Below are 13,241 nucleotides of genomic sequence, written 5' to 3' on the forward strand. Positions count from 1 at the left end.
GTTTCGAAAGGAGGACACCTCGTGGCCAACAATCGTCAACAACCCTGCACGACCGTCGCTCCGTCCAACCGGCGGATCCTCCTGCATGCGCCGCTGGTGGTGCTGCTCGTCGCGTCCGGCCCCTGCTTCTCCGCCGACGGCGACACGGAGGCGGGCCGCGTCAACGAAATCGCCGGGACCAACGGCACGCCGGACGCGGCGCCGCGCGACAGGCAGCCAACGGTCGTGTCGATCCAGATTGCCCAAGTTGAAGACGACCCGCCCTCTCATGCGCCGACGCCGATCGCGCAGGCGTCGGATGCGTCGATGCGGATCACGCAGGCGTCGAACCCGCAGCCGCCGGCCATGCCGACCACGGTCGTGGTGGAACCGGAGGCGCCGCAATCGAGCGACCCGGTGCCGGGCGCGCGAGCGCCGGATACGCCCGCACCGGTCGCGCACGCAACGGACGCACCGATGCTGCTTGCGCAGGCCGAGAACGCCCGGCCGCCCGATGCGCCGACGCTTCTCGCCTCGACGATGTCCGACACGTCGGCATCCCCTTCACCGGCACCGGTCGCACCGGCTTCGGATACCCCGCCGAAGATCGCACAGGCCGCGCCCACCGCGCCGTCGATTGCGCCGACGCAAACCGCGCAGGCATCCGGCACCCCGATGCCGGACTCGCCCTCGCCCGTTCCGCCGATGCCCGGCTCGCCACCGCCGTCGTCCCCGGCGCCGAACTCGCAGACGCCCGGCGCCCAGCTGCCCGACGAACCGACACGACGATCGCAAGGACCTGACGTCGAAACACCGAATCCCCAGGCGCCGAATCTCCGTACCGCCGACGTCGAGACCGTGCGCAACGATGTGTTCGGCCTCGCGGCGAGCGGCGGCGCAATCAAGGCGCTCGACGAAGCGAAGGCACGGCCCGATGCGTTCTCCGCCGTCGACATCGCGCAACTTGAAGAACTGTCGATTCGCCAGCAGGTGCGCGGCGGGCGCGACAAGTCGCGCGCGATGACGAGTGCCGACCGCTTCGACGGGATCGACAGCGCGCTGCGCGCGGCCGACGATCTCGACAAGCGGATGCCGCCCACACCCGAGTACACGCCGGTCAGGACGGCGCTCGCAGGCGACCGCACGGTCGCCTATGCGGCGCGCGGCGACATGAAGACGGCCGTCGCGACGTTCGAGACCATTCCGTCGAACGCGGAGATCTCGATCGACGCGCTGTCGGCCGTCGGCGACGCCTACCTGTACCTGAGCGAACCAGGCAAGGCCAACGCCGTGTACCAGCGCGCGCTGAAGCAGGCAACCGCATCGCCGACGGACCGCGCGACCCGCGGCTTCCAGTACGGTGCGCGCACGCGCCCGATCGAACTGCGCGAAGGGCTGTTCTGGTCGTACGTCGACCAGGCACGCGCGGCGGACGCGAAGCAGGCGCTCGACGACATGGGCGCGTCGCTGCCGCCGGCCAAACAGGTCAGCAGCTACGGCCCGGAGGAAAGCGACTATCTGCGCTACTACCGGCTGCGCGCGCAATACCTGATCTACACCGGCCACGTCGACGAAGGGATCGCCGCGCTCGAGGAACTCGAGAAGCAGGTGCCGTTCAACGCGGAGATCCGTGCCGCGCACGCCGACGCGGTGTCCGGCCAGGCGCATCCCCGTCAGGCGATCGCGATGTATCGCGCGTCGCTGACCGACCACCCGGACAGCGTCGAGATGCTCGCGGGCCTCGGCCGCGCGTCGCTCACGGCCGACGACTACGCGAGCGCGAAGACCGTCGACCAGACCCTCGACAACACGTTCCCGGACAGCGGTGCCGTGCGGGGCTTCAAGCGCGACTACAACGCGTACCGCAGCCCCGTGTTCACGACCGACCTGAGCTACGAGCACGGCAACAGCGCGCTGGCCGACAACAGCTTCACGTCGGACAGCTATGTGTATTCGCAACCGTTCGGCGACAACTGGCGCGTGTTCTCGCACACGTTCTTCGGCTATGCGCAGACCGACGCCGGCAACGTCAGCCGCACGCGTACGGGCGTCGGCGGCGACTACCGGCACGGGCCGCTCACGATCCAGGGCGAAGTCACGCGCTCGTTCGGCACGGACGGCCGAACCGGCGGCCGCGGGTCGATCGCGTATGCGCTGAACGACTACTGGACGGTCAGCGGCGCGCTCGACACCAACGACAACTCGCTGCCGTGGAAGGCGTATGCCGCGCACATCTGGGGCCGCTCCGCGAACGTCTCGGTCGTGTATCGCCAGAACGACCGTCGCGAGGTGAAGCTGAGCTACGGCGTGAGCCGCTACAGCGATTCGAACCTGCACCAGGAGATCGCGGCGACCGCCACGCAGCGCGTGTACACGAGCGCCAACCAGCTCGTCAACGTATCGCTGGATCTCGGCACCGACAGCAACACGCGCCAGGACGCGCCCTACTTCAACCCGGGCCGCGACTACGCGGCCGCGGCGACCGTCATGCACCAGCTGACGCTGTGGAAGAAGGGCGACATGGGGCTGCAGCAGCGCGTATCGGTGTCCGGCGGCGTGTACAACGAGCGCGGCTTCGGCACCAGCCCGCTGTGGAGTGCGCGCCTCGAACATGCGTGGACGTTCAAGCACGACATCACGCTGACCTATGGCGTCGAGGTCAGCAGCCACGCGTACGACGGCCAGCGCGAGCGCTCCGAAACCGGCTTCATGTCGGTCAACCTGCCGTTCTAGCAAGGAGATCGCGAATGCAAACCAGACGGACCTTCATGTGCGGATGCCTCTGCACGTTTGCCGCCTGTTCGTTGTTCCCGGGCGTGACGAACGCCAAGATGATCGACCTGCTGCCGCCGTCCGACCCGGCCGACGGCAAGACGTTTCGCGTGATCTGCATGCACGACGTGCGCGACAACCTGATGGCGTCGTTTTCCTCGGCGTCGGCGATGGTCGACCCGTTCGCGGTCGATACCGGCACGCTGACCGCGATCTTCTCGTGGCTGCAGACCAACAACTACCACACCATCACGGTCAGGCAGATCGAGGAGTCGCGACACGGCGGCAAGCCGCTGCCGCCGCGTGCGGTGCTCCTCACGTTCGACGACGGCTTTCGCAGCCACTACACGAAGGTGCTGCCGCTGCTCGAGCGGTTCAAGTATCCGGCCGTGATGGGCATCGTGACCGCGTGGATCGATACGCCGCCGGATACGCCGATCCGCATCAGCGACAAGGTCCAGGTGCCGCGCGACTACTTCATGTCGTGGGACGAGGTGAAAAAGGTCGGCCAGTCGCAGCTCGTCGAGCTCGGCTGCCACACGCACAACCTCCATCACGGCGCGGTCGCGAATCCGCAAGGCAACGAATTGCCGGCGACCACGTCGCACCTCTACCTTCAAGACGAGAAGCGCTATGAAACCGACGCCGAATTCGAGGCGCGCGTGCACAACGACCTGCAGACATGCGTGCGGCAGATCCGCGAACATACCGGCATCGTCGCACGCTCGATGGTGTGGCCATACGGTGCGGAAAACCAGCCCGTGCGCACGATATCGACGTCGCTCGGCATGGACATCCAGTTCAGCCTCGACGCCGGCCCGAATACGCCGGACGTGCCGCTGGACCGGCTGCGGCGGATCCTGATGATGTACGACGTCGACATCGGCGGGTTCGAGCGCTCGATGCGCGAGCCGGCGTCGAACCGCGGCGACGTCGACGTGCCCGAGCGCATCGTGCAGGTCGATCTCGACCAGGTCTACGATCCGGATCCCGCACGGCAGGAAGCGAATCTCGGCAAGCTGATCGAACGCATCTACCGGATGCAGCCGAAATCGGTCTACCTGCAGGCGTATGCGGATCCGAAAGGCACGGGCGTGGCCGAATCCGTGTATTTCCCGAACCGGCACCTGCCGATGCGCGCCGACCTGTTCTCGCGCGCCGCGTGGCAGCTCAATACGCGCTCCAACGTGCAGGTGTACGCATGGATGCCGGTGCTCGCGTTCCGGCCGCCGGCCGACAAGCAGCGCGGGCTCGACGCCGTGAGCGCCTACGGCGGCACACCGGCCCGCGAGAACGGCACGCGCACGTTCCGGCTGAGCCCGTTCGATCCGGCTGCGCGGCTGATGATCCAGCAGATCTACGAGGATCTGAGCAAGCACGCGTCGTTCAGCGGCATCCTGTTCAGCGACGATGCGGTGCTCGACGACTACGAGGATGCGGGCCCCCACGCGCTGCGCACCTATTCGCAGTGGGGGCTGCCGGCCGACGTCGGCAAGATCCGCGAGAACCCCGACCTGATGAAACGCTGGACCCGGCAGAAGTCGCGCTACCTGATCGACCTGACCCGCCAGCTCGAACAGGTCGTGCTGGCCCACCAGAACGTGGGCGACGTGCTGACCGCGCGCAACATCTTCGCGCTGCCGGTGCTCAAGCCCGAATCGGAAGCGTGGTACGCGCAGAACTACGACGATTTCCTTGCCACCTACGACTACGTCGCGCTGATGGCAATGCCGTACATGGAGCAGGCAAAGGATCCCGAAGGCTGGATGGACCAGCTCGTGCGGGCCGTCCGTGCGAAGCAGCGCGGGCTGCAGCGCACCGTGTTCGAACTGCAGTCGTACGACTGGCATGCGCACAAGGACGTGCCCGCCAGCACGCTGCTCGCGCAGATGCGGCGGCTGCGCAGCGAGGGCGCGGTGAATTTCGGCTACTACCCGGACAACTTCCTGAACGGCCTGCCGGAACTCGATGCGATGCGCGACGTGATGTCGCTGAAGTCGCGCCTCGACCCGACCTCGATCAACGCGCTGATGCAGATGCAGAAAACACAGGGGACGAAGACACCATGACCACCCACGGCATCATCCAGCGCCTGCAGGATTTCGTCTTCTACTACCCGTTCTTCATGTCGTACCTGTGGATGATCGGCGGCGTCGTGCACTACTTCCTGCTCGAGGAAGGCCGCGAGCTGTCCACCCGGACGATCGCGTCGAGCGGCATCCCGAAGATCTCGATCGTCGTGCCCTGCTTCAATGAAGCGGCCAACGCGCGCAGCGTGATCAGTCACCTGAACGGGATGCAGTATCCGAACTACGACATCATCGCGGTCAACGACGGCAGCACGGATCGTACCGGCGAGATCCTCAACGAGCTGGCCGTCGAGATCCCGCGGCTGCTCGTGATTCATCACGCACGCAACGAAGGCAAGGCGGTCGGGCTCACGACCGCGGCGGCCGTGTCGAATGCGGAATACCTGCTGTGCATCGACGGCGATGCGCTGCTCGCGCATGACGCGATCGGCTGGATGCTCGAGCATTTCCTGACCGATCCGGGCGTCGGCGCCGTGACCGGCAACCCGCGCATTCGCACGCGCACGTCGCTGCTCGGCCGCATGCAGGTCGGCGAATTCTCGTCGATCGTCGGGCTGATCAAGCGCACGCAGCAAGTGTACGGCCGTATCTTCACGGTATCCGGCGTGATCACGATGTTCCGCAAGACCGCGCTCGCCGACGTCGGCTACTGGAGCTCGGACATGCTGACCGAGGACATCGACATCAGCTGGAAGCTGCAGTGTCGCGACTGGCGCGTCGTGTACGAGCCGCACGCGCTGAGCTGGATCCTGATGCCCGAGACGCTGAAGGGCCTGTACCGGCAGCGGTTGCGCTGGTCGAAGGGCGGCATCCAGGTGCTGATGAAATACGCGGGCACGCTTGCGCGGCCGACGCAGATGATGATGTGGCCGCTGTTCGCCGAGTACCTGATCGGTATCGCGTGGGCCTACTCGATGTCGTTCATCCTGCTGCTCGCGCTCATCGATGTCGTGTACCCGCTGCCGCAAAGCTGGCACGTATCGGTCGTGCCGCACTGGCACGGCATGCTGCTGGTCGCCACCTGCATCCTGCAACTGATCGTCGGCAGCATGATCGACCGTCGTTACGACGAAAAACTCCTGATGTATTTCCTGGACACCGTCTGGTATCCCGTCGCCTTCTGGCTGATCAGCATGATCACCACCGTCGTCGCCCTGCCTGCCATCGTGCTGCGGGGCCGCGGCAAGCGGGCCGTATGGGTCAGCCCCGACCGAGGCATTCAACATGAAGAACGCGCCGATTATTGACCTCTCCCTGCGCGCACCGCGCGAAATGATCGCCGAGCGCGGTCGCATCGTCGGGTCCGTGCTGATCATCTGGTTCCGGCTCTTGCGGCCGGCACTCGTGGGCGCCGTGTGGGCATCGATCTGCATCTACACGTACCGCTACCTGCTGCCGTTCAACCCGGCCGAGATACCGATCGAACAGATGGTGTTCTACGCGACCAGCATCGCGATCATCGCCGGCACCATCGTCACGTGGCTGATCGCCGGGCGCGTCGTGCATCCGCTGGCGCACCGGTTGCGCGTGTCGAAGATGCTGCGCCGCTCGGCCAGCGCAAAGGTGCGCTCGGTACCGGCGAACGCGCTGGCCGGCGCCCACCGGCGCGGCGCGCGGCGCACCACGCGCATTCTCGTCGCGTCGCACGACGCGAACGGCTCGATTTCCGGCATCGAATGGGTAACCCACGCGGGGCCTCAGCCCCGCGAGTAGGTCAGCGCAGACGCGCCGCCGCGCACGGGACTGCATCGTGCCGCGCGGCGTCGCCGCTGACACCGTACTGCCGTGCCTGGCCGGCAGCGCGGCAACCTTTTGTGGACGAGGTGAATCATGTGCGGAATCGTCGGAGCAAGCGGCCTGAACAATCAGGTGCCGCAACTGGTCAATGCACTGAGCCGGCTCGAATATCGCGGCTACGATTCGTGCGGCATCGCCGTGCAGGATGAAGGCCGCCTGCGCAGCGAACGTACGCTGCGGCGCGTGACCGACTTGCAGGCCCGCGTGCTGACGTTGGGCCTCGAAGCGCAGACCTGCATCGCGCATACGCGCTGGGCGACCCACGGCGCGCCGTCGGAAATGAACGCGCATCCGATCATGTCCGGCGACACGATCGCGGTCGTGCACAACGGCATCATCGAAAACCACGACACGCTGCGCGTGGAGCTGCGGGAGCGCGGCTATACGTTTCGCGGCCAGACCGATACCGAGGTAATCGCGCACCTGATCCACAGCCTCTATCGCGACGACCTGTTCGACGCGGTCGTGCGCGCCGTCAAGCGGCTGCACGGCGCGTATGCGATCGCGGTACTGAGCGCGCGCGAGCCGCAGCGCCTTGTCGCCGCGCGCGCGGGCTCGCCGCTCGTGATCGGCATCGGCGCAGATCAGAACTACCTCGCGTCGGACTGCGCGGCGCTCGGCGACCTGACCGACCGCTTCGTCTACCTGGAAGACGGCGACGTCGCGCTGATCACGCCGGACCGCATCGCCGTGGTCGACTCGGGCGGGTACGACGCCCAGCGCCCGCTGTGCCAGGTGAAGGCGCGCGAAGGCGACGCCGCACTCGGCCCGTACCAGCACTTCATGCAGAAGGAAATCTTCGAGCAGCCGAAGGCGATCGACAGCACGCTCGACGGCATCGACACGATCTCGCCGGCGCTGTTCGACGCGACCGACGGCACGCGCGCGCTGCTGTCGAGAGTCAGGAGCGTGCTGCTGCTCGGCTGCGGCACCAGCTACTACGCGGGCCTGACCGCGAAATACTGGCTGGAGGCCATCGCGGGCGTGCCCGCCCAGGTCGAGATCGCCAGCGAATTCCGCTACCGCGATACGGTGGCCGATCCGCGCACGCTCGTCGTCGGCATTTCGCAATCGGGCGAGACGGCCGACACGATCGGCGCGATCGAACGGGCACGCGACATGGGCCAGGAACTGTCGATGGCGATCTGCAACGTGGCGACCAGCACGATCGCGCGCAACGCGCCGCTGCGGTTCCTGACACGGGCCGGCATCGAGCTCGGCGTCGCGTCGACCAAGGCGTTCACGACGCAGCTCGTCGCGCTGTTCGTGCTGACGCTGACGCTCGCGCAGCTGCGCGGCCGGCTCGACGCGAAGCAGGTCGCGCTGCACCTGAAGCAGCTGCACGCGCTGCCCGAGCGCATCGGCCACGCGCTCGCGCTCGCGCTCGAAACGCAGATCATGGGCTGGGCCGCGAAGTTCGCGCACACCGAGAACGCGCTGTTCCTCGGGCGCGGCATTCACTTCCCGATCGCGATGGAAGGCGCGCTGAAGCTCAAGGAGGTGTCGTACATCCACGCGGAAGGCTATGCGGCCGGCGAACTGAAGCACGGCCCGCTTGCACTCGTCACGAGCGCGATGCCGGTCGTCACGATCGCGCCGGACGACCGCCTGTTCCAGAAGCTGAAATCCAACATGGCCGAAGTGCGCGCGCGTGGCGGGCGGCTCTACGTGCTGGCCGGCGATCAGCTCGGGATCGACGCCGACCGCGACACGCACCTGATCCGCGTGCGCGAATCGGGCGACCTGCTGTCGCCGATCGTCAACGTGATCCCGCTGCAGCTGCTCGCGTATCACGTCGGCTGCGCGCGCGGCGCCGACGTCGACAAGCCGCGCAATCTCGCGAAATCGGTGACCGTCGAATGACGGGGCGAATGCGCCCGGCGCGGGCGGTCGCGCGGTGCGTCGCGGCCGCGCTGTGCGGCGCATGCGGCATCGTCGCGGTGCCGCCACCGGCCTTCGCCGCCACGCCGTCCGTGCATACGGTGACCGTGCAGGACACCCCGCCGCCCCACCCGGCCACCGATCCGCGCAGCTTCATGCACGGCATCGGCGTGGCCGACGCCGGCAACGGCAAGCGCTGGGTGTTCTTCAGCAGCTCGGGCATCGTGCCGCGCGGCGCGATGCGCAACGGCAACTGGCCGCATGACGTGTACGTCGGCGAATGGCTGCCCGGCAAGCCGCACCTGCTGCGCGTCTATCCGTTCATCAGCCGCCCCGAGGCGCAGGAGCCCGTGTCGATCGCGCAGAACGCGCGCGGCGACATCTTCGTCACGTTCGAGGACGGCTGGAACGCGCCGCAGGAGGTCAGCCAGCGCTACGGCGTGTACCGTCGCGACCTGAAGCCGATCAAGCCCTACCCGAACGACGTCGAATCGGGCGGCCACTCGGGGCATGTCGCCACGGCGGCCGACCGCTTCGTCGTGTTCTATTCCACCGACTGGATCGACGGCGGCGGCGTCGACAACCTCGGTACCGGCAACGGCGTCTACGTGAAAACCTACGACGCGGCCGGGCGCGTGCTGAACCATGTCGCGGTCGCGCCGCACCGCCGCGAGTGGTGGCCCGTCGTCGCGGGCTCGCCGCACAACGCGCTGCTCGTATGGCAGAAATTCATCGAAGGCAGCACGGACGCGACGCTCGAATACGCGATGTTCGACCCGGTCACCGCGAAGCTGGACAAGCTGGGGGCGCTGAACGACGCGATCCAGTACTACGTGTACTCGTCGGCTTATGTGCCGGAGATCGACCGCTTCATCGTCGTCACGACGACGGCGGACGATCGCGGCGTCGCGATGCTGATCGCGCCGGACGGCCGCCGCACGGCGACGCTCGACTGCCTGCCGGCGTCGGTGCGCGAATCCGGCATCGGGGTGTCGGGCACGCATGCGTACGTGCCGATCCGCGACGGGCGGCTGCTGACGCTCGCGCTCGGGCCGGCGGACATTTCAGTGAGCGGCGTGCAGCGTGCGCCGATTCCGTGGGGCTCGACCGGTATTGCCGGGTTCCCGACGCGCGGCAACGCCATGCATTTCGTGTCGCTGACGCCATCGGGCACGCGCGAAGCCGATTTCGAACCGGAGCATGAAACGCCGTTGGCAACGAGCGAAGTGCGTTGTTCGAGTCATTGACGGCGGCCCTGTAGCGCGATCGCCGTGAACGCAGTGGGCCCGTATACGCTCGTCCCGTCGGGCCCGCGCCGTGCCCCAACCTTCCTGAACCCTGTCGCCAGGCACGCAGCGGCCAATCCGGCCGATCATCGCCGCCCCCTTCCCGCGCCGCAGTCGCCAGCGCGGCGCGTACCGGATAGACTGTCGCCCGATCCCTTCCATCGGCCGCGGCCTGCTCCTCCTGTCGCCGCCGGAACGCCCCTCCCGGAGAAAGAATGCTGAAGCGCCAGTGGTTTTCGCTTTTGCTGCTGACGGTTTGCCTGATCGGACAACGCGCGTCGGCCCAGTCCGCGCTTGAGCTCGAGACGGACGGCACGGCCCGCGCCCTCACCCGGCAAACGCTGCTCGCGCGCCCCGATGCCACCGACATCCACGTGCCGCGCGACATCGCGTACGGCCGGCCGATGACGTTCCGCGCAGTGCCGTTCGCCGCGCTGCTCGGCGACACGCCGCTACCGGCAGACGGTGTGCTCGAAACCCGCGCGGCCGACGGCTTCGCCGCGCAACTGCCGATGGATCTCGTGCGCCGCCGCACGCCGGCCGGCGCCATCCCGTGGCTCGCGATCGAGGATCCGGCGCATCCGTGGCCGAACCTGCCCGGCAAGAAAGTCAGCGCCGGGCCGTTCTATCTGGTCTGGCTCGGGCCGGATGCGTCGTCGGTGCGCGGCGAGCAGTGGCCGTACCAGATCGTGCGCGTCACGATCGAATCGTCACCGCTCGCACGCTGGCCGTCACTGGCCGTCGATGCCGCGCTGCCCGCGGACGCCCCGGCTCGCGCGGGCCAGCGCCTGTTCGTCACGCAATGCCTCGCGTGCCACCGCATCGACGGTGCGGGCAGCAGCCATGCCGGCCCCGACCTGAACGCGCCGATGAATCCGGTCGACTACTTCCAGCCCGCCGCGCTGCGCCGCTATATCCGCAACCCGGCATCGGTGCGCGACTGGCCGGGCCGCAGCATGCCGGCGTTTCCGCCCGATCAGCTGAGCGACCGCGAACTCGACCAGATCGTCGCGTATCTCGCTTATATGGCGCGGCGCAAAGCCGGCCGGTAACGCGCGGCTGAATCGAATATTCAAGGAACGTTGATGACGTCAGGCGACACGCTGTTCACCATCGAATCGATCGACGCCGCGCAGACGCACCCACTCCGGGCGATGATCCTGCTGAATGGCGATCTGGACGCGAGCGCGCTGGCCGGCGACCAAGCGCCGACGACCCTGCACGTCGGCGTACGCGCCGCGTCGGGCATCGTCGCCGTTGCATCGCTCTGCGAGGAGGTGCGCGAAGACGATCCTGCGCGACCGGCATGGCGGCTTCGCGGAATGGCCGTCCACCCTGCCGTGCGTGGCATGGGCTTCGGGCGTGTGCTGGTGCAGGTCTGCGTGCGGCACGCAGAAGAACATGGCGCCGCGCTCGTGTGGTGCACGGCACGCGAAACCGCGTACCGGTTTTATGAAAAGCTCGGCTTCGCAGCCGATGACGCGACGATAACGATGCCCGGGCGCACCGATATGGCATTCTATGTGATGCGGCGATATATCGATCGACGTTCGCCGGCGGCCTGACGCGACCTGCGCGTTCGCGTCGCGAGGCGGAACCCGGCGCGGCCCGGCGAACTCCTTCCCGCCGGACCGCCGCCGTCACACTCAGGCTCAGCGTTCCCGCGCGCTTTGCAGCACCGCGCGCAACAGCACGTCGGCGCCCGCCGCCGCCCACTCGGGCGTAATCGCTTCGGCCTCGTTGTGGCTCAGCCCGTCGACGCACGGCACGAAGATCATCCCCGTCGGCGCGACGCGCGCGACATAGCACGCGTCATGGCCCGCACCGGACACGATATCCATGTGCGACAGCCCGAGCGCCTGTGCCGCATCACGCACCGTGTCGATGCAGCGCGGCGCGAACGGGATCGGCGCATACGTGAAAATCTGCTCGATCTGCGCGCCGAGGCCCGTTTCGTCGGCCACGCGTGCAAGCTCCGCACGCAGCGCCGCGTCCAGTTCGTCGAGCACCGCGTCGTCGGGATGACGGAATTCAACCGTGAAGAAGCAACCACCGGGCACGGTATTACGCGAGTTCGGCCGCGCCTCGATCATCCCGACCGTTGCACGCGCGTACGGCGCGTAACGGCGGCCGAGCACTTCGACGAACGAGATCATCCGCGCAGCGCCAACCAGCGCATCGCGGCGGAATTCCATCGGCGTCGTGCCCGCGTGCGCGTCGACACCGGTGAGCGTCACCTCGTACCAGCGCTGCCCCTGCCCGGCCGTCACGACGCCGATCGTCGTGCCGGCCCGTTCGAGAATCGCGCCCTGTTCGATATGCAGCTCGTACGCCGCATGCACCGGATAGCCGCCGACGGGCTCGTTACCCGCGTAGCCGATCCGCGCCAGTTCCTCGCCGATCGTCCTGCCCGTGCCGTCGGCGCGCGACAGCCCGTATTCGAGCGTATAGACGCCCGAGAACACGCCGGCCGACACCATCGCCGGCGCGAAGCGCGAGCCTTCCTCGTTGGTCCAGATCACGACGTCGATCGGGCGCTCGGTCTCGATGCCCGCGTCGTTCAGCGCGCGCACGACCTCGAGCCCGCCGAGCACACCGTAGATGCCGTCGTAGCGGCCGCCCGTCGGCTGCGAATCGGCGTGCGAGCCCGTCATGACCGGTGCGGCGTCGGGATTGCGCCCCGTGCGGCGCGCGAACACGTTGCCCATCTGGTCCACGCGCACCGTGCAGCCGGCGTCTTGCGCCCATTGCACGAACAGGTCGCGCGACTCGCGATCGAGATCGGTCAGCGCGAGGCGGCACACGCCGCCCTTCGGCGTCGCGCCGATCTGCGCCATCCGGTCGAGCGACGCCCACAGGCGGTCGCCATCGACGCGCGGCGCGCTCAGGCTTTCAGCAAGCGTGTTGTCGTCACGCATCGCCGTTCTCCGGCGCGGCTTGCCGTGCGTAGCGGAAATCGCAGCGCTTGCCGCCCTGCATGATCGTGCTCGTGCGCGTGAGCGCGATGTCCGGCGCATAGCCCTGGATGAAATAGCTGTCGCGCGCGCAGCTCAGCAGGTGCCCGATCTCGCCGAGCCCCATCGCGTGATACATCTCCGCGTAGCTGCAGCGATGCACGTCGTAGTCGTAGTGCGTGTCGTCCGCGCGCTGTACCTCGACGTCGAGCGCATCGTCCTTCTCCCACAGCACCTGCAGCGCGATGAACGACTTCACGCTCGTGCCGCCAGGCTCCTGCGCGGCAAACGTGCGGCCGGCGTCGACCGCCGCGCCGCGCACGGCTTCCGCGATCACGGCCTGCGCGCGCTCGGCGCCGAACTCGCGCTTCATGATCTCGTAGATCGGCTTGATGATTTCCGCTTCGATGCGGCGCCGCGCGAGGATCCCGAGGCGCGTGTCCTCGGGTGCGGCGGCGGATGTCTGGGTCGCTTCGGTCATG

The 13,241-nt window shown here is 67.8% G+C and carries 10 protein-coding genes; 8 read left to right on the plus strand and 2 right to left on the minus strand.

The genetic code is table 11. From position 1 onward, the window contains the following. Positions 1-21 precede the first annotated feature (21 nt). The 8 genes from pgaA to BCO18175_RS21375 all read left to right on the plus strand — a co-directional run bounded on the left by pgaA (position 22) and on the right by BCO18175_RS21375 (position 11,370). Positions 22-2,712 carry a poly-beta-1,6 N-acetyl-D-glucosamine export porin PgaA gene (pgaA, locus tag BCO18175_RS21340; protein ID WP_174983777.1) on the plus strand — a complete coding sequence of 897 codons (2,691 nt, stop codon included), beginning with the start codon at positions 22-24 and terminating at the stop codon, positions 2,710-2,712. 14 nt (positions 2,713-2,726) lie between these two features. Then, on the plus strand, positions 2,727-4,820 hold the full coding sequence (gene pgaB / locus BCO18175_RS21345; protein ID WP_174983778.1) for a poly-beta-1,6-N-acetyl-D-glucosamine N-deacetylase PgaB: 2,094 nt from the start codon (positions 2,727-2,729) through the stop codon (positions 4,818-4,820). Further along, the gene (gene pgaC, locus BCO18175_RS21350; RefSeq protein ID WP_174969330.1) at positions 4,817-6,088 is read left to right on the plus strand and encodes a poly-beta-1,6-N-acetyl-D-glucosamine synthase; all 1,272 of its coding nucleotides are present in this window, start codon (positions 4,817-4,819) and stop codon (positions 6,086-6,088) included. Before pgaB ends, pgaC begins: the two co-directional genes overlap by 4 nt. After that, positions 6,066-6,554: a Biofilm PGA synthesis auxiliary protein PgaD gene (locus tag BCO18175_RS21355; protein WP_174983780.1), complete on the plus strand. Its 489-nt coding sequence runs from the start codon at positions 6,066-6,068 to the stop codon at positions 6,552-6,554. The genes pgaC and BCO18175_RS21355 overlap by 23 nt, the downstream gene beginning before the upstream one ends. A gap of 117 nt (positions 6,555-6,671) precedes the next feature. After that, the gene (glmS, locus tag BCO18175_RS21360) at positions 6,672-8,501 is read left to right on the plus strand and encodes a glutamine--fructose-6-phosphate transaminase (isomerizing) (protein WP_174983782.1); all 1,830 of its coding nucleotides are present in this window, start codon (positions 6,672-6,674) and stop codon (positions 8,499-8,501) included. A gap of 8 nt (positions 8,502-8,509) precedes the next feature. Next, complete coding sequence (locus BCO18175_RS21365) at positions 8,510-9,766, plus strand: hypothetical protein (RefSeq protein ID WP_174984021.1); 1,257 nt, start codon at positions 8,510-8,512, stop codon at positions 9,764-9,766. A gap of 254 nt (positions 9,767-10,020) precedes the next feature. After that, positions 10,021-10,857, plus strand: a complete 837-nt coding sequence (locus BCO18175_RS21370) for a cytochrome c (RefSeq protein WP_174983784.1) — start codon at positions 10,021-10,023, stop codon at positions 10,855-10,857. Positions 10,858-10,890: 33 nt separating this feature from the next. Next, positions 10,891-11,370 carry a GNAT family N-acetyltransferase gene (locus tag BCO18175_RS21375; RefSeq protein ID WP_174983786.1) on the plus strand — a complete coding sequence of 160 codons (480 nt, stop codon included), beginning with the start codon at positions 10,891-10,893 and terminating at the stop codon, positions 11,368-11,370. Positions 11,371-11,457: 87 nt separating this feature from the next. Here the strand turns inward: BCO18175_RS21375 and BCO18175_RS21380 are convergent, their stop codons facing one another. Next, positions 11,458-12,723: a Zn-dependent hydrolase gene (locus BCO18175_RS21380; RefSeq protein ID WP_174983788.1), complete on the minus strand. Its 1,266-nt coding sequence runs from the start codon at positions 12,721-12,723 to the stop codon at positions 11,458-11,460. After that, on the minus strand, positions 12,716-13,240 hold the full coding sequence (locus BCO18175_RS21385; protein WP_174969325.1) for an L-2-amino-thiazoline-4-carboxylic acid hydrolase: 525 nt from the start codon (positions 13,238-13,240) through the stop codon (positions 12,716-12,718). Before BCO18175_RS21385 ends, BCO18175_RS21380 begins: the two co-directional genes overlap by 8 nt. Between the last annotated feature and the right edge of the window lies 1 nt (position 13,241).

This window comes from Burkholderia lata (assembly GCF_902499335.1).
GTDB classification, from domain to species: domain Bacteria; phylum Pseudomonadota; class Gammaproteobacteria; order Burkholderiales; family Burkholderiaceae; genus Burkholderia; species Burkholderia lata_B.

Coding starts and splice junctions, on each gene's coding strand:
- pgaB (WP_174983778.1), top strand. CDS start 2,727: ATGCAAACCAGACGGACCTTCATGTGCGGATGCCTCTGCACGTTTGCC.
- BCO18175_RS21355 (WP_174983780.1), top strand. CDS start 6,066: ATGAAGAACGCGCCGATTATTGACCTCTCCCTGCGCGCACCGCGCGAA.
- BCO18175_RS21370 (WP_174983784.1), top strand. CDS start 10,021: ATGCTGAAGCGCCAGTGGTTTTCGCTTTTGCTGCTGACGGTTTGCCTG.
- glmS (WP_174983782.1), top strand. CDS start 6,672: ATGTGCGGAATCGTCGGAGCAAGCGGCCTGAACAATCAGGTGCCGCAA.
- BCO18175_RS21385 (WP_174969325.1), bottom strand. CDS start 13,240: ATGACCGAAGCGACCCAGACATCCGCCGCCGCACCCGAGGACACGCGC.
- BCO18175_RS21365 (WP_174984021.1), top strand. CDS start 8,510: ATGCGCCCGGCGCGGGCGGTCGCGCGGTGCGTCGCGGCCGCGCTGTGC.
- BCO18175_RS21375 (WP_174983786.1), top strand. CDS start 10,891: ATGACGTCAGGCGACACGCTGTTCACCATCGAATCGATCGACGCCGCG.
- pgaC (WP_174969330.1), top strand. CDS start 4,817: ATGACCACCCACGGCATCATCCAGCGCCTGCAGGATTTCGTCTTCTAC.
- BCO18175_RS21380 (WP_174983788.1), bottom strand. CDS start 12,723: ATGCGTGACGACAACACGCTTGCTGAAAGCCTGAGCGCGCCGCGCGTC.